The organism is Deinococcus sp. LM3 (genome assembly GCF_002017875.1).
Classification (GTDB): Bacteria; Deinococcota; Deinococci; order Deinococcales; family Deinococcaceae; genus Deinococcus.
In genome coordinates this window covers 70,205-88,958 of sequence record NZ_MUFV01000003.1, presented here as the reverse complement: position 1 = coordinate 88,958, position 18,754 = coordinate 70,205, and the positions used below count along the sequence as shown (strand labels likewise).

16 protein-coding genes are annotated in these 18,754 nt (G+C 71.0%); 5 read left to right on the top strand and 11 right to left on the bottom strand.

The features are described 5' to 3' along the window. Positions 1 to 160 precede the first annotated feature (160 nt). From BXU09_RS16380 to BXU09_RS16355, 6 genes are all read right to left on the bottom strand, one after another. A complete protein-coding gene (locus tag BXU09_RS16380; RefSeq protein ID WP_144012034.1) occupies positions 161 to 1,207 on the bottom strand; it encodes a transposase in 1,047 nt (348 codons plus the stop codon). Positions 1,208 to 1,416: 209 nt separating this feature from the next. Further along, a complete protein-coding gene (locus BXU09_RS16375; protein ID WP_078305417.1) occupies positions 1,417 to 2,154 on the bottom strand; it encodes a cytochrome c biogenesis CcdA family protein in 738 nt (245 codons plus the stop codon). Between the two features lie 3 nt (positions 2,155 to 2,157). Further along, the gene (locus tag BXU09_RS16370; RefSeq protein ID WP_078305416.1) at positions 2,158 to 2,556 is read right to left on the bottom strand and encodes a thioredoxin family protein; all 399 of its coding nucleotides are present in this window, start codon (positions 2,554 to 2,556) and stop codon (positions 2,158 to 2,160) included. A gap of 108 nt (positions 2,557 to 2,664) precedes the next feature. Next, positions 2,665 to 3,897 (bottom strand): hypothetical protein, encoded by a 1,233-nt coding sequence (locus tag BXU09_RS16365; protein ID WP_078305415.1) that lies wholly within the window; start codon positions 3,895 to 3,897, stop codon positions 2,665 to 2,667. Next, the gene (locus BXU09_RS16360) at positions 3,885 to 4,511 is read right to left on the bottom strand and encodes a sigma-70 family RNA polymerase sigma factor (RefSeq protein ID WP_168174646.1); all 627 of its coding nucleotides are present in this window, start codon (positions 4,509 to 4,511) and stop codon (positions 3,885 to 3,887) included. Before BXU09_RS16360 ends, BXU09_RS16365 begins: the two co-directional genes overlap by 13 nt. Positions 4,512 to 4,582: 71 nt before the next feature. Beyond that, positions 4,583 to 5,887 carry a hydroxyacid-oxoacid transhydrogenase gene (locus tag BXU09_RS16355; RefSeq protein ID WP_078305413.1) on the bottom strand — a complete coding sequence of 435 codons (1,305 nt, stop codon included), beginning with the start codon at positions 5,885 to 5,887 and terminating at the stop codon, positions 4,583 to 4,585. Between the two features lie 204 nt (positions 5,888 to 6,091). Between BXU09_RS16355 and BXU09_RS16350 the strand changes: the two genes are divergently transcribed. The 3 genes from BXU09_RS16350 to BXU09_RS16340 all read left to right on the top strand — a co-directional run bounded on the left by BXU09_RS16350 (position 6,092) and on the right by BXU09_RS16340 (position 10,211). Then, complete coding sequence (locus BXU09_RS16350; RefSeq protein ID WP_078305565.1) at positions 6,092 to 7,009, top strand: aldo/keto reductase; 918 nt, start codon at positions 6,092 to 6,094, stop codon at positions 7,007 to 7,009. Between the two features lie 84 nt (positions 7,010 to 7,093). After that, complete coding sequence (locus BXU09_RS16345; RefSeq protein WP_144012302.1) at positions 7,094 to 9,127, top strand: hypothetical protein; 2,034 nt, start codon at positions 7,094 to 7,096, stop codon at positions 9,125 to 9,127. A gap of 43 nt (positions 9,128 to 9,170) precedes the next feature. Further along, complete coding sequence (locus BXU09_RS16340; protein ID WP_078305564.1) at positions 9,171 to 10,211, top strand: zinc-dependent alcohol dehydrogenase family protein; 1,041 nt, start codon at positions 9,171 to 9,173, stop codon at positions 10,209 to 10,211. A gap of 53 nt (positions 10,212 to 10,264) precedes the next feature. Here the strand turns inward: BXU09_RS16340 and BXU09_RS16335 are convergent, their stop codons facing one another. Continuing rightward, positions 10,265 to 11,707 (bottom strand): replication initiator protein A, encoded by a 1,443-nt coding sequence (locus tag BXU09_RS16335; RefSeq protein WP_168174645.1) that lies wholly within the window; start codon positions 11,705 to 11,707, stop codon positions 10,265 to 10,267. A 918-nt stretch (positions 11,708 to 12,625) separates the two neighbouring features. Between BXU09_RS16335 and BXU09_RS20405 the strand changes: the two genes are divergently transcribed. Further along, positions 12,626 to 14,002: a hypothetical protein gene (locus BXU09_RS20405; protein ID WP_144012301.1), complete on the top strand. Its 1,377-nt coding sequence runs from the start codon at positions 12,626 to 12,628 to the stop codon at positions 14,000 to 14,002. A 46-nt stretch (positions 14,003 to 14,048) separates the two neighbouring features. Here the strand turns inward: BXU09_RS20405 and BXU09_RS16320 are convergent, their stop codons facing one another. The 4 genes from BXU09_RS16320 to BXU09_RS16305 form a co-directional block, all read right to left on the bottom strand. Next, on the bottom strand, positions 14,049 to 14,495 hold the full coding sequence (locus tag BXU09_RS16320; protein WP_144012300.1) for a hypothetical protein: 447 nt from the start codon (positions 14,493 to 14,495) through the stop codon (positions 14,049 to 14,051). A 73-nt stretch (positions 14,496 to 14,568) separates the two neighbouring features. Next, entirely contained in the window at positions 14,569 to 15,021 is a 453-nt protein-coding gene (locus BXU09_RS16315; protein ID WP_078305408.1) for a hypothetical protein, read from the bottom strand. Between the two features lie 54 nt (positions 15,022 to 15,075). Beyond that, the gene (locus tag BXU09_RS16310) at positions 15,076 to 16,362 is read right to left on the bottom strand and encodes a hypothetical protein (RefSeq protein WP_078305407.1); all 1,287 of its coding nucleotides are present in this window, start codon (positions 16,360 to 16,362) and stop codon (positions 15,076 to 15,078) included. 133 nt (positions 16,363 to 16,495) lie between these two features. After that, the gene (locus tag BXU09_RS16305; RefSeq protein ID WP_078305406.1) at positions 16,496 to 17,629 is read right to left on the bottom strand and encodes a hypothetical protein; all 1,134 of its coding nucleotides are present in this window, start codon (positions 17,627 to 17,629) and stop codon (positions 16,496 to 16,498) included. A 107-nt stretch (positions 17,630 to 17,736) separates the two neighbouring features. Between BXU09_RS16305 and BXU09_RS16300 the strand changes: the two genes are divergently transcribed. After that, positions 17,737 to 18,633, top strand: coding sequence for a ribokinase (locus BXU09_RS16300; protein ID WP_078305405.1), 897 nt, complete (start codon positions 17,737 to 17,739; stop codon positions 18,631 to 18,633). Positions 18,634 to 18,754: the final 121 nt, after the last annotated feature.

Here is an 18,754-nt window from a genome sequence, read left to right as displayed (position 1 = left end):
AGGGCGTCGGGAGGCGGGGCAGGGAAGAGGGCGGGACTCTGAATATCGATATTCACAGGAATGTCCGGACAGGCGTTGCGGCGGGGTGTCCTCGGTCCGTGCAGATCCTGGTGTCGTCTGAATATCGATCAAGAGTTTCCATTTCACTGCCGATGACGTGTCACGCGGCCTCAGGCAGGGGTCCATCCTGCTCAAGGCCGGTCAGGACGTACTTTTCTGCATTCAGAGCCGCCTGCTGTTGTGCGGCCCTCCACGTCACTCCTGGTACTTCCCGACGCACCCGTAACACCGCGTGAAAGGCCTCCACCACGCACCACACCCAGTTCTCCTGCGCCTGGATCGTCCGGCAATGACAACGTCCCAGCCCCAGGTTCTGCTTGAAGAACCGGTGAATCACCTCGATTCCCCAGCGGGCCTTCCAGGCCCGCAGCAGCGAGCGAACCGTGACGTCACCACCAAACGTGCTGAACAGGAAAAAGCGCGTCCACTCACCGTGCACTTTGCGCCACACGATCAGGACATCGAACCCACCGACCTCACGGGCGACCGGCAAGCGGCGGACACGCCATCCGAACTCCGCGTACAGGTGGCAGCGGTCCGGAGGGAATTGTTTGCTCAGCGCATTGAGGGTGAGGGACTCACCCTCGAACTGCACCGTCATATTGGCTTTGGCACGGATCAGGACCGGAATCTGATGCTGGCGACTGAAGGTCATGGCTGCATCCCTCCCGAACTCTCCATCCAACAGAAGACCCGCCATGGGGATGCCGGCCGTGAGGCAATCCTGGACGACGTGGATCATTTCCTGAGTCGCTGTACGGTACGGATAGCGCTCTGTATGCAGGGCCTGTGACACTTTGAATCGCTCCAGGAGTGGAACTGGATCTTCACCGAACCTGACCAGAGCAGCGGAGGTGAACTGATGACCGAGACGGGTCTGGGCCTGACCACTGTAGTGGTAGTTGACGCCTTCCATCGTCCGTCCAGCGTGGGGCACCATGACGAAATCAATGGCCAGGAACGCGCCGTCCGGCGCGTTCCTGGCGCGGCGCTGGAGGTCTTCTGTCGATTCGAAGGAGTTCCGCGCCATCTCCTGGGAGATGGCGCTTTTGCGCAAGGTGCTGTAGGGAACGAGACCGCTGAGGCTGGTGACTCGGTTCAGCTGAGCGGTGATGATGCTTTGCGGTAGGCTGGGTGTGCGAGGCATAGTCACTTCGCATAAAGGCCCATGAGACCGGGGAATTTCAAGCCCCTGCCTCCTGGGCCTTCGTGCTGGTCGCTATTCCCTCGCCTGTGGAAACTCTTGATCGATATTCAGCCCTGGCAGGGGAAGCGATAGGCAGGGTGATCAGGTTGAGCGGGCGGCCTGAATATTGATATTCAGAACCCTTCCGGTACTGGAACGGTCGATCGGGCTCAGGGAAGCTGCTGGCGCTGCAGCTGCTGCTGCACGGCGTCCGATTCTTCGAGGAAGGTCAGTTGCTGCAGGGCTGGCAGACGCTCGACCAGCAGGGTCTGCACCTGACGGTCCACGCCGAACACCATGCCCACGGCGAACACCACGAGCACCGCGCCGAATACCTGTTGCAGCTGCCCCAGGCGGCCCAGCAGCGCCGGGCGGTGCAGCAGCCGGCGGCCACCCAGCATGACGCCCAGCATGGGTACGGCCACGCCCAGCGCGTAGGCCAGGGTCGCGGCGAAGGCGAAGCCCGTCACCTGACCGCTCAGGGCCAGGGTGGTCACGCTCGCCAGGATCGGGCCGACGCAGGGCGTCCAGACGACCCCCAGGGTCACGCCGACCAGCACGCCCCCCAGGAACCCGTCACGGTCGCCGGGACGGCGCTGCGGCAGCGAGCGGCTCATGGCCAGCTCGAAGCGGTGCTGCAGCGCCGGGACGGCCAGGGTCAGACCGAAGCCCAGCAGCAGAAAGGTGGCCACCCAGCGGATCAGGTCGGGGCTGAGGTTCAGGGCACTGACCACGCTCGCCAGGAACAGCGTGAGCAGCACGAACGACCCGATGAATCCGGCGATGATCCCCAGCGGCCGCCCGCGCCCGCCGACCGTACCGGACAGCAGGACCGGCAGGACCGGCAGGACGCAGGGCGACAGGACCGTCAGGACGCCCCCCAGGAAGGCCACGAGCAGCAGCAGCACGCCTTACTTCCGGGTGTTCGTGAGAATCTGGTCGAGTTTGCCGCCGGCCCACTTCTTCAGGGCCTTGCCGTCCTTATCGACCAGGACGAAGGTGTGCTGGTACGTGATGCCGTACTGCTTCTTCAGGGCGCCTTCCTTGTCGTAGTCGGTCTTGAAGATGGTCACGCCGGCCGGCACACGCGCGATGTTCTTGACGATGTCCGCGTCGGCGGCGCGGCAGTTCGGGCACCACGAGGCCGCGAAGAACAGCACGCGCTGCGTTCCCCGGGCGGCGTCGAAGGCGGCCTTGGTGTACGGCTGGTACCGGGTCGCTTCCGGGGTCGCCTTGGCGGTAGCGGCGGCGGCAGGAGCGGTCAGGGTGGCGAACAGGGCGGCGCTGAGCAGGGTAACAATACGGTTCATGTTGGACCTCCACTGCTGATACGGACGGCAGGCTCCGGAGGTTCAATGGGCGTGACGCGGCTTTGTGAACGGCCCGGAGGATGGGGGACGCCAGCCGGCCGGAGTCCGTCAGGGACGCGCCGGAAGAAGCTGACCCTGCTGCCCGAGATGCACGGTGGTATGCAGGTCGGAGTCCAGGACGCGCAGGCCCCGGCTGCCCTCGGCCACGGCGAAGGCGCCGCCGGGCAGGGCCAGGACGTCCATCGGGTGGTCCAGGGTCATCTGCGTGACGGCCCCGCCCCCCAGCGGCACGCGCGTGACGGTCCCGGCGCGGTCGCTCAGGAGGGCCGTCCCGCCGCTCACGCTGAACTTGTCCGGGTGGCCCAGCACCTCCCAGCGTTGCAGGATCTCGCCGGCCGTGCTGACGCGCAGCAGGCGGCCCGTCACGTCCAGGACCAGCAGGTCGCCCTCGTAGGGGGCCAGGGCGACCGGCATGCCGCCCAGCAGCAGGCGGCGCTGCACGGCCAGGGTGTCCGGGTCGAGCGCGCACACCTCGCCGGACAGGTGATGCGTGACGAACAGCTGCCCGCCGAACAGCAGGACGCCGTCCATCACGTCCGCCAGGGGCTGCCCGGTCTCCTCGGCCAGCGTGACCTGCGGGCCGCCCAGCACGCCCACCTCGCCGCGCACGCCCTTGAAGTACACGCGCGCGCCGTCCAGTCCGCTGACGGCACTCAGGCCGGCCACGCCGTCCGGAACCCGGTACTGGCGCAGCACCTGTAACGGCCAGGCGCGGACCTCCAGCACGCGGTCGTTCGCGGCGTCGGCCAGGAAGACCCGGTCGCCCAGGCGCACGCCCTCGGTGAACCACGGCGTCTGGCGGCCGCCGACGGTCAGGCTGGCCCGCACGCGGTCGCCGCGCAGCACGGTCAGCGTGCCGCTGCGGTCGTTGCTGGCGACCAGCATCTCCGCGCCGGTACTGACGACCACTGCCGGGTCCGGCAGGACGCTCGCCACGCCGCCCGACTGGTTCAGGAAGGCCGTGAAGGTCAGCGCGCCCGTGAGCATCGCGGCGGCACTCAGCGCGGCCGGCCACCAGCGGCGACGCGGGGCGGTTCCGGCAGGCCGAGCCGGGGCGGCGCGGGCCGCTGCCAGCACCGCTCCGCGCAGTTCCGGTGGGGGCGCAGCGGCGGGGACGTCTTCCAGCAGCGCGAGTTGCAGGTCACGCAGCAGCTGCAGGTCCGCGCGGCAGGACTCGCAGCCGCGCAGGTGTGCCTGCTCGTCGGCGGTGAGCGGAACGCCCTGCTCGACGTGCGTTTCGAGGCGCGCGGCCAGGGGTGTGCAGTCGGTCAGTCCAGCCATGCGCCGCCCTCCTGTCCCAGGTGAATTTTCAGGTGTTTCAGGGCGTAACTCAGGCGGCTCTTGACGGTTCCGACCGGCACGCCCATCGCCTGCGCGATCTCCTCGCGGGACTGCCCGCGCAGGTAGGCGCGCTCCACCGTCTCCCGGTGCGTGTCCGACAGGCCCGCCAGGGCCGCGCGCAGGCGGTCGCGGCGCGCGCCGTCCTCGCTGAGCTGCGCCGGGCCGGGCCGCCCGTCCGGGAGGGGCAGGTCCACGCCGTCCTCGCTGTGCAGCGGCACGGTCGTCCGGGCCGCCCGCAGCCGGTCCAGCGCCCGCGAGCGAGCCATGACCAGCAGGTAGGCGCGCAGTCCGGCCCGCGCCGGATCGAAGGCCGCCGGCCGCTCCCAGAGCCGCAGGAACACGTCCTGCAGAACCTCCTGCGCGGTCGCGTGATCCAGCAGCCGCGACAGCAGTCCGAACACCGCGCCCGCGTGGGTGTCGTACGCCTCGGCCAGGGCCACCTCGTCCCGCCGGACCAGCCGCGCCGCCAGCGCCGCGTCGGACGGCGGCGCAGACAACGACTCCTCCTCCGCAGGGGAGGTGGAACGCAGGGAGAGGAGGGGGAGTCGGGCCATGACCGTGGTCATACCTACCATACGCGGCGCGGGGCGCGGCGGTTCAATGCGGGGCGGGTAGGTGGCGCCGGTCACCAGTTGTGCAGCGACTCCCGGAAGATCCGACCCAAATCCTCGCGGCTGGGCGCGCGCGGCGCGACCGCCAGCAGACGCTGCTGTTGCAGCGCGCCGTCGGTCAGGGCCGGGATGTCAGCCTCGCCGTACCCCAGCGCCGCCACGCCGCTGGGCGCCCCCACGTCCCGCATCAGGTCCAGCAGCGCCTGCGGGAGCGCCTCCCGGTCGTCCGGGGCGTAGGTGCGGCCGGTCAGGAGACTGGCGGCCTGCACGTGCCGCTGCGGCGCGGCGTCGAAGGTGAAGCGGAACGCGGCGGCCGAGGTGACGATCACGGAGAACCCGTGCGGCACGAAGGGCTTCTCGCCGGGGTAACCGGGATCGCGGTAGGTGTGCCGCAACCCCGCGATGGGGTACGCGCAGGCGTGCGGGATGTGTACACCGGCCGACCCGAAGCCCACACCGGCCATGGTGGCGCTCAGCATCATGAACCCGCGCGCCTCGGTGTCGCCCTGCACGGCGCGGCGCAGGAACTCCCCGCCGTACCGCAGCGCCTGCGCCGACCAGAGGTCCGCCACCGGGTTGCTGCCCTGGTAGGGAGGCCGCTCGTCGGGTGTGGCGGGGCGCGGGCGGCTGGTGTACGGGCGGCTCAGGAAACTCTCGGCCGCGTGACACACGACGTCCAGTCCGGCGGCGGCGATCACGGCGGGTGGCGCGCTGCGGCTCAGTTCCGGGTCCACGAGCGCCTGCGACGGCCGCAGCAGGCGGTGGCTGATGCCGGTCTTGATGTGCCGTTCCGGCAGATCCAGGATCGCGACGGTCGTCGCCTCGGACCCGCTGCCGGCCGTGGTCGGCACCGCCAGGAACGGCCGCAGCGGTGACGGTGGCCGCCGGCCCGCGCCGACCGGGGGGTTCACGTAGTCCATGATCTGACCGCCGTGCGTGCACAGCAGGTTGGCGACCTTGGCGGTATCGATGGCGCTGCCGCCCCCGATGGCGGCGAAACTGTCGGCCCCGGCCGCCCGGGCGGCCTGCACGGCCCGCTCGACCGCCGCGATGGACGGCTCGGTCTCCACGTCACTGAACAGCGTCACCTGCAACCCGGCGGCGTCCAGGGACGCCAGGGACGGTCCCGCCACGCCCAGCGCCAGCACAGCCGGGTCCACGACCACGAACACGTGCCGCGCCCCCAGCCGTTTCAGTTCCCAGCCGGCGTCCAGCGCCGCGCCGGGGCCGAACTTCACGGGGGTGGCCTCGATGGTGAACAGGCGTTCGTGCGCCTCAGGCACGTCACCGGGAGCGGCGGGCAGGGAAGGGTGCGTCATGGAACCTCCGGGAAAGGGCCGTGGGGGGCCGGGCAGGGGCGGGCAACGGTTCTGGGTGTCCGTACCGTAGCGCACTAGGCGGGGCGGGCGCGAGCGGGGCGTGCCGGAACCCGCCGCGCAGTAAGATCAGCGTCCGTGGGGGCCGTGACGGCCCCGGACGAGTTCCTGCCTGTCCCCTTCACCCTTTTTCCGCCGGAGGTCTTCATGCGTTCGATTCCCCTTGGTAACAGCACCCTTCAGGTTCCCGTGGTCGCGGTGGGCTGCATGCGTCTGAACTCGCTGGACGCCGCCCAGGCGCAGCGCTTCGTCCAGGGCGCCCTGGACCTGGGCGCCAACTTCTTCGACCACGCCGACATCTACGGCGGCGGCGAGTGCGAGTCCGTCTTCGCGGACGCCGTGGGCATGAGTTCCAGCGTGCGCGAACGCCTGATCCTGCAGAGCAAGTGCGGCATCCGGCCCGGCATGTTCGACTTCAGCCGCGAGCACATCCTGGCGTCCGTGGACGCCATCCTGGGCCGCCTGCGCACCGAGTACCTGGACGTGCTGCTGCTGCACCGCCCGGACGCGCTGGTGGAACCCGACGAGGTCGCCGCCGCCTTCGACCAGCTGGAACGCGAGGGCAAGGTCCGGCACTTCGGGGTGTCCAACCAGAACCCCCGACAGATCGAACTGCTGAAAAAGAGCGTCCGGCAGCCGCTCGTCGCCAACCAGTTGCAGCTGAGCATCACGAACGCCACCATGATCACCGCCGGATTCAACGTGAACATGGAAAACGACGCGGCCGTGAACCGCGACGGGGGCGTCCTCGACTACTGCCGCCTGCACGACATCACCGTGCAGCCCTGGTCGCCGTTCCAGTTCGGATTCTTCGAGGGCGTGTTCCTGGACCACCCGAAATTCCCGGAACTGAACGCGACCCTCGCCGGAATCGCCGAGCGGTACGGCGTGAATACCACGACGGTCGCCATGGCGTGGCTGCTGCGCCACCCGGCCCACATGCAGCCCGTGACCGGCACCACCAACCTGGAACGACTGGGCGACTGCGTGCGGGCCGCCGACGTGCACCTGACCCGCGAGGACTGGTACGCCATCCTGCTGGCCGCCGGCAACACCCTGCCCTGAACAGGGACGCGCCGCCCGGCGCGGCGACCACACCCGGGCGTCCGTGGATGCGTTCGCCTGGGGGATCGGCGACACTGGAGGGGTATGGTCCGGTTACGCACTCCCGACGGACGGTCCCTGCCCGGCCCGGCATCCACGCTGCGCGTGCAGGCACCGGAGACGTTCGCGCCGGACCCGCCGGGCGGACTGTGCGCGCACCCGGCGCTGCTGCGCGGCGCGCTGGGCACCCTCACGGCGCGGCTGGACGCCATGATGGACCGTGCCGAGCAGGACGAGTCGCTCAGCGTGGACGCGCAGGCCGACCTGATCCGGGCCGTGGCGCTGGGGCAGGCGCTCGTGACGGGCCTGGAAGGGTACGCGGCCGCGCCGGACCGGACGCTGCTCGAACGCCTGAGCGACCTGGCGCAGACGCTGACGCTGGTATGCCCGGACGAGGCGCGCTGGGCCGACCGGATCGCCGCCATCGCCGGCCCGGCCGGGTACGCGTGGCTGGAGGGCGTGCCGCTGCTGGCCGACGAGGACGCCGCCATGATCACCCTGACGCTGGACGCCGCGCTCGCCGCCGGCGTGACGGTCGGCGAGCGCGGCGAGGCCCGCCTGACCTGGGCGGGCGTGCGCCGCCCGGCGCCGCTGCGCGACCCGCTGACGCCGCTGCGCGCGGCGCTGACTCCGCCCGCCACCCTGGTCCCCAGTCGCCACGGGACGGGGCAGGCACTGCAACAGCTGGCGCTGGGTGAACGTGAAGGTGAACGTAACGCCGCGCTGCTGATGCTGTTCGTGTGCGGCCGCGACCGGCTCGAGGACCTGCCGCTGATCCCAGCACTCGACCGGGCGCTGGTGCTGCTGCGCGCCCTGCACGCGCAGGAACCCACGCCCGCCACCGCGCACCTGCTGGAACTGCACGCCGCGCTGCACGCGGAACTGGGCCGCCCGGACCTGCTGCTCGCGCAGCGGGAACGTCGGCAGGCGAGCGGCGACCTGAGCGGTCAGGTGCTCGCGGCGCGGCGCACGCTGCGCGCCCTGCGTTTCGGTCGCCTGCGGCCGGTCACGCCCGGCGCTCAGGAGCACCTGAACGCCCTGTGGGACGCCCTGAACGACCTGGACGATGACCTGTCGCGCGGCGTGACGCCCGACCGGGACCCGGACCTGCGCGCCCGGCTGCTGCTGCTGAGCCTGCAGGGCCTGACGAGTACCGCGCGCGCGCCGGGCCTGCGCCTCCCGCCGATGGTGCAGCTGGCCGCGCAGGTGTCGGGCGTGGACCCGCTGTGGGGCTGGGAACGCACGCAGCCGGAACGGTTCACGTCCGTGCCGCTGCACGGGCACCTGGGACGCGCCGCCCTGCCGCTGGAGTTGCTGGCGCTGCGCGGCACGCCCTTCTGGGACACCTGGGGGCCCGAGGTCCGTCGCCTGATCGCGCTGGCCGGCGGGAACCTGCTCGCCAGCGTGCGCCGCGCGGGCCTGCGCCTGCCGGATCAGGCGTTCCTGGAAGGCTACCTGGGTGAGTTCGGGCCGCTGCGCGCCCTGCCGATGGACCCGGCCGCCCTGAACGCCTTTCACGGGGCGCTGCTGCGGCTCCTGCCGGACGCCCGCGCGCAGGCGCAGGCCCTGGCCGCGCCACCGGCGCCGAAGACGGCAGACCTGGAGGAAGGGGTGGCAGACCTCCCGGCGGCCAGACCAGCCTCTGTCTCCAGTTCCGGCGCCGCGACCGCTCCCCCGGACGGACCGGACTGGCCCGCGCACGTCCTGAGCGTCCGGGAGCACCTGCGCGGACGGCGGGTGGTGCTGCTGGGCGGGGTTCCCAGCGCACCGCACCGCGCCGCCCTGTGCGCCGCCTTCGAGCTGAGCGACCTGGACTGGATCGGCAGCGCCGAGTACGCGCACGGCACGCACGCGCAGGCGCACGTGACGCCGGACACCGCCGTCGTGATCCTGGCGATCCGCTGGATGGCGCACGCCCACAACACCCTGCGGGACGTGGCCCGCGCGCGCGGCGTGCCGTACGTGATGCACCCCGGCGGCCTGTCGCCCAGCAGCGTGGCGTGGCAGATCGGGCAGCAGGTCAGTCAGCAGCTCGGGCGGCCGTCCGACCGGGCACTACCGGACAACACAGGCGATTGACCGGCCCGCTCGGGCGCCTCAGCGGCCTGCTACGGTGGGCGGCATGCGCGCCCTGATGTACGAAGAATTCGGAGTGCTTCCCACCATCCAGACGGTTCCCGACCCGGAACCCACGCCCGACGGGGTGGTCGTCCAGGTCGGCGCGAGCGGCGTGTGCCGCAGCGACTGGCACGGCTGGATGGGCCACGATCCGGACATCCGCCTGCCGCACGTCCCGGGCCACGAACTGGCCGGCACGGTCGTCGCGGTGGGGCGGAACGTTACGGCCTTCCGGGTGGGGGAGAGGGTCACGGTGCCGTTCGTGGCCGGCTGCGGCCGCTGCGGCCCCTGCCGCGCCGGGGATCAGCAGGTATGCCACGCGCAGTTCCAGCCGGGCTTCACGCACTGGGGATCGTTCGCGCCGCTGGTGGCTCTGGGGTACGCCGACCAGAACCTCGTGCGCCTGCCGGACCGCCTGGATTTCGTCACGGCCGCCAGCCTCGGATGCCGGTACTCCACGGCCTTCCGCGCCGTGTCGCAACAGGGCCGCGTGCGCGGCGGGGAATGGGTGGCCGTGCACGGCTGCGGCGGCGTGGGTCTGTCCGCCGTGCAGATCGCGCTCAGCCTGGGCGCACGCGTGATCGCCATCGACATCGACGATTCGAAACTGGCCCTGGCTGCCCGCCTCGGCGCCGAACACACCCTGAACGCCACGCGCACCCCGGACGTGCCGGTCGCAGTGGCGGACCTGACCGGCGGCGGCGCGCACCTTTCCCTGGACGCCCTGGGGCACCCGCAGACGCTGGTCAACTCGGTGCTGTGCCTGCGGACGCGCGGCCGGCACGTGCAGGTGGGCCTGCTGCTGGCCGGTCAGTCCCGGCCCGCCGTCCCGATGGACCGCGTGATCGCGCGGGAACTGGAACTGCTCGGCAGCCACGGCATGGCCGCCCACACCTACCCGCAGATGCTGGGCCTGATCGAGCGGGGTCAGCTGAACCCGGCGGCGCTGATCGGGGCGCGCATCGACCTCGCCGGGGCCGCGCAGGCACTGGCGGGCATGGACACCTTCACGGGCGTCGGCGTGACCGTCATCGACCGCTTCTGACGGCGGAGATCACAGCGGTTGGCAGATGATCGCTCTACGTCTGAATGCTGCCGTCAAACCTGGGCGCGCAGTTCGCCCAGCAGGAGCAGCAGGTCGGCCGTGTAGGCGTCCAGGGTGCCGTCCACCTTGGCTTTCGAGGCGGCGCGGGTCGCCTCGAGCGGGTCGGGACGGCCCACGATCAGGCCCATGCGCAGCAGGGCGTACTCGCTGACGCTCAGGCGTTCGCGCAGCAGGAACTGCAGGGTCTTCAGGGCCGAATCCACCTGCGCCTCCAAGGGCTGCGGTCCGTCCACGGCCTCGGCCAGGGTGGGCATGTACGAGGCGCGCCCGGCGCCTTTCGCGTCGCCCACAGGGGCGTTCGCGGCCGGGGTGGTGACCGCGCCGCCCGGGTACGGACCGTCGGGGTACTTGCCTTCCTGATCGCGGATGACGTCTACCAGCAGCGCCGAGCGGCTGCGCACGCGGTACCCGGCGCTGACCAGCCGCTGGAACTTCTCCAGACGCGCCTGCACGTGCGCCTCCCCGAACTCCTCGATCAGGCGCTGCGCGACCGCCAGCGACACCCGGTGGCGCCGCAGTTCCTCGGTGAGGGCCAGCGCGGCTGCCGGCTGGTCCGGCTGGGCTTCACCCGTTCCTGCGAACCGGTACGTGAGTTTCTGGGTGCGGCCCCGGCCCTCGTACTCCACGCCGCTCAGGTACCGCCGTTCCATCAGTTCCTCGTGGGCTCCCTGCAGGGTCGCGCGGATCTTGTTGCTGCGCTGATCGACGATCTTGCAGGCCTCGGCCCAGTCCATCAGGTTCACCGTGAAGCTCGGCAGTGGCACGGTGGGGTCCTCCGGCGGGTACCGGCGGGCGTCCAGCAGGCGGTACAGCGCGCGGGTCAGGGGCCGGTCGAGGCTGGTCAGGAATTCCAGGTCGAGGGGCTTGGTGTACTGCGAGCGGATGGACCGCACGATGGGTTCGGCCAGCCGGATCTTGAGGGTGCTGCTGCGGCTCAGGCCCAGGTCCTCGTCTCCGCTGGTGAATTCCAGACCCTCGAGGTAGTTGAAGGTGACGGTCGTCCAGTTCCCGCGCCGGTGGTCCCGCCACGCTTCCGAGGCGGTGTAGGTGGCGGTTCGCAGCCGGAACAGCGTCTGGCGCAGGTTCTGGTAGTAGCGGCCCGAGTCGTCCAGGCCGGCGCGTTTGAGAATCTGGTAGGCGCTGGTGTTCAGCAGGCCGTCGGCGGGGCAGCCGGTCTCGACGTACAGGTCGATCAGGGCGGTGGCGATGTCGCCGTCCAGCCCGTGCGGGACGCCGCCGTACTTGGGCATGGCGTCGCAGGTGAGCCGGGCGGGACGTCCGTCCACCTTGAAATCCACCGTCCAGGAGGAGAAGGAGTCCGGCACCCGTTCCTGAATGCTGATCAGGCCCAGGCGACTGACGTTCGCTTCCTCGATCCGGCTGACATCGGGCAGGGGAGTGGGGGCTGGTTTCTCCGGGCGCTTTTTTCGCGTCAACCCTCGGTCCTCCTGTGGGTAATACCCTTCATCATACGCCCACAGCTGTCCTGGACGCTATACCGGACAACTCAGGCGATTCGGGACAAGCACTACCGGACAACTCAGGCGATTGAATCGGCTCCAGAAGCGTTTGGCGACGTCCCGGACGAGGAATATCACCCCTTGCAGAATGTCGCGGCAGACTACCGGACATCTCAGGCGATTGGGGCAGAAAGTACCGGACAACTCAGGCGATTTGAAGAGGAGACTACCGGACAACTCAGGCGATTCGGCTATCTCGACTACCGGACAACTCAGGCGATTCGGGCAGAAAGTACCGGACAACTCAGGCGATTTGACCGTTCCAACTACCGGACAACTCAGGCGATTTGCACCCCGAACTACCGGACAACTCAGGCGATTCGGGCAGAAAGTACCGGACAACTCAGGCGATTTGCACTCCAAACTACCGGACAACTCAGGCGAAAAAACCCAAAAACGCCGTGTTTGTCGCTCCTGGCCGCCCGCCCTTGATGATGATCATCAAATATCTTTTAAAATCTTTTCTCAAAGAAAAAGATCATCATCAGCGTCCGCAGTCCGCAGATGAACGGCGAAGTCATCCACCTGGCCTGTCCATCCGATCAGAATGCCCCCGGACGCACCCTTCGGGCCCTTATGGTGAAGACACTGCGAGGTCGATATCCTTTCCGGGCTCCCTAAGGGGTCTACAAGGCCCCACGGTGTCTTTTCTCGACTCCCACTCCGGAGAACGGTCCAGAGGCCCTTTCTGGAACCTCTCAGGCCAAAGTTGGGGAGTCGGATTTTCTGCGCCTTTTGTCTAGACAGATGTGTGATTCGGGATGGTGTCCCAGATGCCTCACCCTCCTGTGGGTCTCCCTGGCATCATGGAGTCCGCAAGAGGGAGGGCCACCGATGCATCAACTCATCTCAGGGGAACGCCTGGATATCCGCCGACAGTTCGGACCCACCGGACTGGAATCCCTGAACCTGCACCTGGGACGCGCGCCCAGTGGCACGCACCTGTGGATCATGGCCGCTGGCCCTTCCGGCTCCCGGCCGGCTCCTACCCAACTGGCCCGCACCGGCCCTGGCACCGCCGAGATCCGGCTCGGCCACGCCCCGGTGGCCGACGTGACCCGCCTGGTGGTCGGCTGCTCGTGGCGTGGCCGAGCCGGCTGGACCGGCACGCTGACCCTCGCCAGCCTGAACGCGTCCCCGGCCGCAGCTGACCTGACTGTTCCGGCCGCCAGCGGTCCCGCCGACCGGGAGCGCACCCTGCTGCTGTGCGAGCTGTACCTGCACGACCGCCGCTGGCGGATGCGCGTGCAGGGCGAGGAAACCCGCGGCGGCCCGGAGGGCGCGGCCACCCTGCTCGGTGTTCCTGCCGCGTCCCTGCGCCCCCCGCCCGTCCCGGTATCACCGCCCGCCGTATCCCCCGACCAGTCGCGACCCGGCCCGGCCGCAGGGGCAGTGCCCCCGGTCGCTGCGGGAACGAACCCTGCACCTCCGCCCGCTGCACAGCCAGCCGCACCGCCCCCGCCTCCCACTTCCGTCACGCGGCCGACGGGGGCCGCCACCCCGCCCGGCAGCCCACCGCCCGCCGCACCCTCCCCGACCGCAGAAGCGACGCAGGATTCCGTCCTGACACGCTTCCAGCGGGCGTGGCAGGCGCTGCTGGGACCAGCCGAGCCCGCGCCACCGACGATCCGCGCCACGCCAGACACTCCGGCCAGTCCGGCGCAACCGGGCGCGGTGACGGCACGCATGCTTCAGGACCTGCGTCGCCGCCTCGACCTGATCGCCCAGGACCTGCGCCCCGCCGCGCCACTGGATGTGACGGCCACGCGCCTGCGCGTCCGGCACGGCCAGCTGCTCGAGACGCACGCCCGCATCCTGAAGGAGGCCCGGGATCTGGAAGAGCAGCGCGGCCGCCTGAGTGCCCTGAATCTGCTGGCCGCGCAGGAACCGTCCCTGCGGGCCGTCGAGAACGAGATCGAGCGGGCCGTACGGGCGCTGCAGGAAGCCGTGGACGCACTGGCGACCGAACTCGTGACCGGACGCCTGGAAGACAGCCGTGCCCGCCTGGGGGCCGAGGACCGTTACCTGCGCAGCCTGCGTCCCGGTGGGGACCGCTCGCTGACGGACCGGTCCCCCGCGCCCGCCACACCGCCCGCCGTGCCGGGGGCCACGCCGCTGCAACCTCCCGCCGCCCGGAAGGCCCCCGCCCCGGACCGGCCGGACCCGGCGGACGACGGGCTGGTCATTCCCTGGTTGAACCGCGACAGCTGAACCGCGCCAGCCGGGTCGGGCCAGCCGGGGCGCGGGTCACGCGGGTTCAGATGGTCACGGTGAGCGTTTCTGCCTTTCCGGCGGCGGTGCTCATGTACCGTGCGTCGGGCTGCATGCCCACGCGCGTCAGTTCCAGGCGGTCGGCGTCCCAGCACGCGCCGATGGTGGGGTCTCGGCTGACCTCACCCAGCTCGTGGCGTTCGCAGGTGCGCGCCAGCAGGTCCACCTGCGCGTCCGAGAGGGGCAGGCGGCCGCGCCACGCCCGGACGAGGGCCGCCGCGCGCGCTCCGTGACCGAGGTCGTAGGACTCGTCGAGGCGCTCGGCGTCATGGAACCAGGCAAAATAACGCGCCACCGTCACGTCCCCGCCGGACGCCAGTGCCAGCCGCTCCGCGTGCGCCTGCACCCGCGCCCAGTGCGCGGGGCCGTGCAGGGAATGCTTCCCCAGTCGGAAGTGGCGGATCAGGTCGGTGCGCAGCGGGGCGTCAGGCATCCGGCCCAGCATAGAGGCCACGGGCGGCGCCGGAGGCCGCAGGTGCCGCCCTGGCAGGCGCCGGACCGCGTGGTCAGGCCGGGCGGGGCGAGCCGCGCAGTGTCAACCCCACGCCGTCCACCATGAAACGCATGCCCTGCGGGGTGCTGCGGAAGCCCAGGAACGCCCCGGCCGGGAATTCCAGCGCCATCACCCCGTAGCGGTCGAACAGGTCGCCGGTCGCGCGGGCGAACTGCGCGGCGTCCTCCTGGTCGCGCCGGCCGGCGGTCGCCTGGAAGGCGGAGGCGTCCACCCGGTACGCCTCGGCGGCCGCGCGGTGGTCCGCCCCACCCATGAACGCGAAGGCGAGGTCCTGGGTCGTGAACACGTCCTGTTCGGTCAGGCCCAGCAGGGCCGTCTGACCGGCCGGGAGGTCCGGACGGGCGGCCACGGACGTCACTCCGCGCTGCGCCATCAGGCGCGTCAGGTCGTCCGTGAACGCCGGCAGGGGAAAGTCGGACAGGGGGTCGGCAGGGGAACGGGTCATGCGTTCAGGGTAGAGCAGTCGGCAGCCTGCCGCCCCGGCTGGCAGTCCCGTCGGTCAGTCCTCCCTGACCGTCACCTCGAACTCGACGGTCGTGTCGCCGGTCGGGGGGAGCGCGCCGCGGAACGCCACGGTATCCGTCTGACGCTCGAACTGATCCCCGGCTGGTCCGCTCACGTTGAGGAGGGTCAGGTAACCCGTCCGCTCGGTCACCTCGAACTCGACCGGTCGCCGGCCGGCGTTGCGCAGCCGGTACGTCACCCGGTACTCCTGTACGGTGCGCGTGACCGCTTTGCCGTGGCGGTCCACGTCCTGCGTGAGCGCGCTGCTCAGGAGCGTCACGGTCCGGTGGTAGGTCACGTTCGGGTCCTGGCCCAGCGTGAATTCCACCTCCTGTCCGGCCGCCGTTTCCCCGACCCGCCGCTGCCCGACCAGGTACCCCTGGTCCCGGACCGTGACCCTGGCCTCCAGCAGCGGCCGTTCCGGCACCAGGCTGTAGCGCCGCTGGAAGACGCCCCGCTGCTCGCTGGCGAACGACATGCCGAGCGACGCGACGTTCGTCAGGCGGGTGCGGCGCAGCGGCACATCCTCGAACGGCACCGTGACGTCCGACCCGCCGGCCAGCCGGGGCGGGTTCAGCAGTTGATACCGGTACAGACCCGCGATCTCCGGGGCGTCCTCCGGATCCTCCCAGGTGGGTGAGGCGTGCTGGGCGAAGTGCATGACTCCGTCACCCAGGGACCTGAATCCGCGCGTGGACCGGTGGCGGCGCACCTCTCCGGCCACGAGCGTCAGGACTTCCGGTTCCAGCGGCAGGTCCCCGCGGTTGTGCAGGGTCGCGTCGGCGCGCAGGACGCCGCCCCCCTGTCCGTCGATGTCCAGCTGGTACTGCGCGGACCAGGTCAGGGACCGGGTCAGGTAGGTCAGGACGCCCTCGCCCGGCCCGCGCAGGGCGAAACTCAGGCTCACCACGCCCCGCTGCCCCTGCGGTGGCGGCGCCTCGGGCAGGAGCAGGTCCTGCTGCGACGCGTGAAAGTACGCGCCGTTCGCGTTCTGCACGACCAGATCGTCGGCGCGGATCAGCGTGACCTCCTCGGTGCCGTGCGGGGTGCGCAGCCCGACGCGCCGCCCCTCGAAGGCGGTCAGCCAGCTCTCGCGGGCCACCACGGTCTTGCTGGCGTACGGCAGGCCGATCAGGGTGATGGACTCGGTATCCACCGACGCCCAGGTGGTCGCCGGGAACGTCAGTTCCAGCCGGTCGGCCTCACTCTGGACGAGGGTGCGGACCTCACTGAAGTCCGGGTAGATGCGTAGTTCGACGGCAGGCGGGCGGGACTCGGTCATGAACGGACTCCGGTGGGGCGCGCAGGAAGAGGCCGGGACTGGCCGGGCCGGGCGGCGCGGCGGCAGTCACGGCAGGAAAGGGCCCCACGGACAGCGTGGCAGAAACGCCGCCGCCGTGGGATGGCAGGTGACGTTACGGCGCCTGCCGGTCGGGCAGCTGCCAGACCCGCCCGTCCTGCGTGCCCAGGAAGGCGCCCCGCGCCGAGGCCAGGACTGCCGAGGACGGAGCGGCCGGGAGCGTCAGCCCGTCCGGCCCGAGGGTGCGCGTCTGCTCCTGCGTGCCGAGCCACACGCCTCCCTGCCAGACGCCCCCGGTGACCAGACGCTCGCCCAGCCGGTGGTTGCTGACCAGGGGCGCCCCGGCCACGGGCGTGGCCGTCAGGCGCGTGCCGGTCAGCGCGTAGCGGTGCAGCGCGCCGCCCAGGTGGGGGGTATGCACGGCGTACAGGTCGGCGCCGTCCGTCAGGGGGGCCAGCCAGCGGCCACCGCGTCCGAAATCCGGCCCGGCCGCCAGTACCCGCAGCGTCCCGCCCTGAAGGCCGACGACTGTCAGCGCCCCGCCTCCCTGCGGGGAGGCGCGCACCACCGCCAGCACGTCCCGCCCCGCCACGCGCAGTGGGCGCGCCTCCCAGTCCTCGAACACCAGCGGGGCGGGCAGGGTCAGGGTGGCCCGCACGGCCAGCGAGACGGGATCCAGCGCGACGAGTCCGGCCGCTTCCACGGCGTCACCCAGCACCCCGTGCGCGTAGCGGGTGGTCGGACGGGTCAGCAGTACCACCCAGGGCCGACCGTCGCCGTTCAGGTCCGCCAGGTGAGGGCGGGCGTCCGGCAGGCCCGCGACCGGTACGCGCCGCGACACGGTTCCGGCGCGGCTGATCAGCAGGGCCTCGCCCGCGCGGCTGATCGCCAGCAACTCGCCTGACGGCGTGCAGAGCGTCCCGGCGCTGACACTCAGGTTCCCGGCGGCCCGGCGCTGGCCCCACCACAGCTGCCCGCCACGCAGCGTGGCAGCCACCTGCCCCGCGCAGCTGGTCAGGGGCGCGTCGGTGGACAGCCCGGCCGCGAGGCGGACCGGTGTGCCCGCCAGATTCCACAGCTCGCCCGCGCGGGTCAGGGCGTGAAGGTCGCCGGTCATGGTCAGCGAGACCGCCGGGTCCGGCAGATGCGCCACCACGCGCTGCGCCCCGGCCAGACCCGCCCCGGCCCACAGGATCACGCACAGCAGCAGGGGACGCAGGAACAGAAAGCGTGAGGAGTGTCGGACCATCCACCCAGTCTGCACGGAACGGAAGCGGCAGGTCTGTCGCGCGGCTCAGCTTGCTAGGCTGGGCGGGGGCCACTGCACACGGAAGCTGGCCCCAACCGGAGGTCTGTGTGATTCTCGTTGCCGGCAGTGCCAACCTGGACTTCATCACCCGCGTCTCCCACCTGCCCCGCCCCGGCGAGACGGTCCTCGGCCCGGCCTTCACCACCGCCCCCGGCGGGAAGGGCGCCAATCAGGCGGTCGCCTGCGGCCGCAGCGGCCATCCCACCCGCTTCTTCGGCGCCCTCGGTGACGATCCCTACGCCGCGCCGCTCCGGGAGTCCCTGCGTGCCAGCGGCGTGCAGGACACCTCCCTGACCCTGGACGCCCCCACCGGTGCGGCGTTCATCACGGTCGCTGACAGCGGCGAGAACGTGATCGCCGTGGCGTCCGGCGCGAACGCCCTCCTGACCCCGCAGCGGGGGCCGGATTTCACGGACGTCACGCACCTGATCCTGCAACTGGAACTGCCGCTGGCGACCGTGCAGGCGTACGCGCGCTCGGCGCGGGAACGGGGGGTGACGGTCGTCCTCAACGCCGCGCCCGCCCCGCAGGAACCCCTTCCGGCGGACCTGCTGGCGAACGTGAACGTGCTGGTGGTGAACGAGGGTGAATTGACGGGGCTGGTGGGACCGGGTGAGCGGATGGAACAGCTGCGGGCGGCGCAGGCACTGGGGCCGGGGACGGTGATCGTGACGCTGGGCGGGGCGGGGAGTGTGGCGGTCAGTGGCGATCAGCGGATCGAGGTGGCGGCGCATCCGGTCACGGTGCGGGACACGACGGGAGCGGGGGATACCTTCGTGGGGGTGCTGACGGGGGGACTGGGGGCGGGGCAATCGCTGGAACGGGCCATGCGCCGCGCGGCTCTGGCGGCCTCGCTGGCGTGCACGCGGGACGGCGCGCAGCCCAGCATGCCCACCCGCCACGAACTCGACCGCGCCCTCGCGCAGGCCGGGCGCGTGGACTGATACGGACTCCGATTGAATGGGCTGCAAAGACCCTTCAATCCGAGCGGATGCGACTCGTAGAGCTGCCCCGCAGAGTAGGAGCGAAGCGGGTTCCGGACGTGGAGTTGGCAGATCGGTGGGG

Bases quoted from the DNA above. Each gene is read 5' to 3' on its own strand.
- BXU09_RS16345 (WP_144012302.1), top strand. From the start codon at position 7,094: ATGGTCCGGTTACGCACTCCCGACGGACGGTCCCTGCCCGGCCCGGCA.
- BXU09_RS16360 (WP_168174646.1), bottom strand. From the start codon at position 4,511: ATGGCCCGACTCCCCCTCCTCTCCCTGCGTTCCACCTCCCCTGCGGAG.
- BXU09_RS16305 (WP_078305406.1), bottom strand. From the start codon at position 17,629: ATGGTCCGACACTCCTCACGCTTTCTGTTCCTGCGTCCCCTGCTGCTG.
- BXU09_RS20405 (WP_144012301.1), top strand. From the start codon at position 12,626: ATGCATCAACTCATCTCAGGGGAACGCCTGGATATCCGCCGACAGTTC.
- BXU09_RS16355 (WP_078305413.1), bottom strand. From the start codon at position 5,887: ATGACGCACCCTTCCCTGCCCGCCGCTCCCGGTGACGTGCCTGAGGCG.
- BXU09_RS16340 (WP_078305564.1), top strand. From the start codon at position 9,171: ATGCGCGCCCTGATGTACGAAGAATTCGGAGTGCTTCCCACCATCCAG.
- BXU09_RS16320 (WP_144012300.1), bottom strand. From the start codon at position 14,495: ATGCCTGACGCCCCGCTGCGCACCGACCTGATCCGCCACTTCCGACTG.
- BXU09_RS16315 (WP_078305408.1), bottom strand. From the start codon at position 15,021: ATGACCCGTTCCCCTGCCGACCCCCTGTCCGACTTTCCCCTGCCGGCG.
- BXU09_RS16365 (WP_078305415.1), bottom strand. From the start codon at position 3,897: ATGGCTGGACTGACCGACTGCACACCCCTGGCCGCGCGCCTCGAAACG.
- BXU09_RS16380 (WP_144012034.1), bottom strand. From the start codon at position 1,207: ATGCCTCGCACACCCAGCCTACCGCAAAGCATCATCACCGCTCAGCTG.
- BXU09_RS16350 (WP_078305565.1), top strand. From the start codon at position 6,092: ATGCGTTCGATTCCCCTTGGTAACAGCACCCTTCAGGTTCCCGTGGTC.
- BXU09_RS16370 (WP_078305416.1), bottom strand. From the start codon at position 2,556: ATGAACCGTATTGTTACCCTGCTCAGCGCCGCCCTGTTCGCCACCCTG.
- BXU09_RS16310 (WP_078305407.1), bottom strand. From the start codon at position 16,362: ATGACCGAGTCCCGCCCGCCTGCCGTCGAACTACGCATCTACCCGGAC.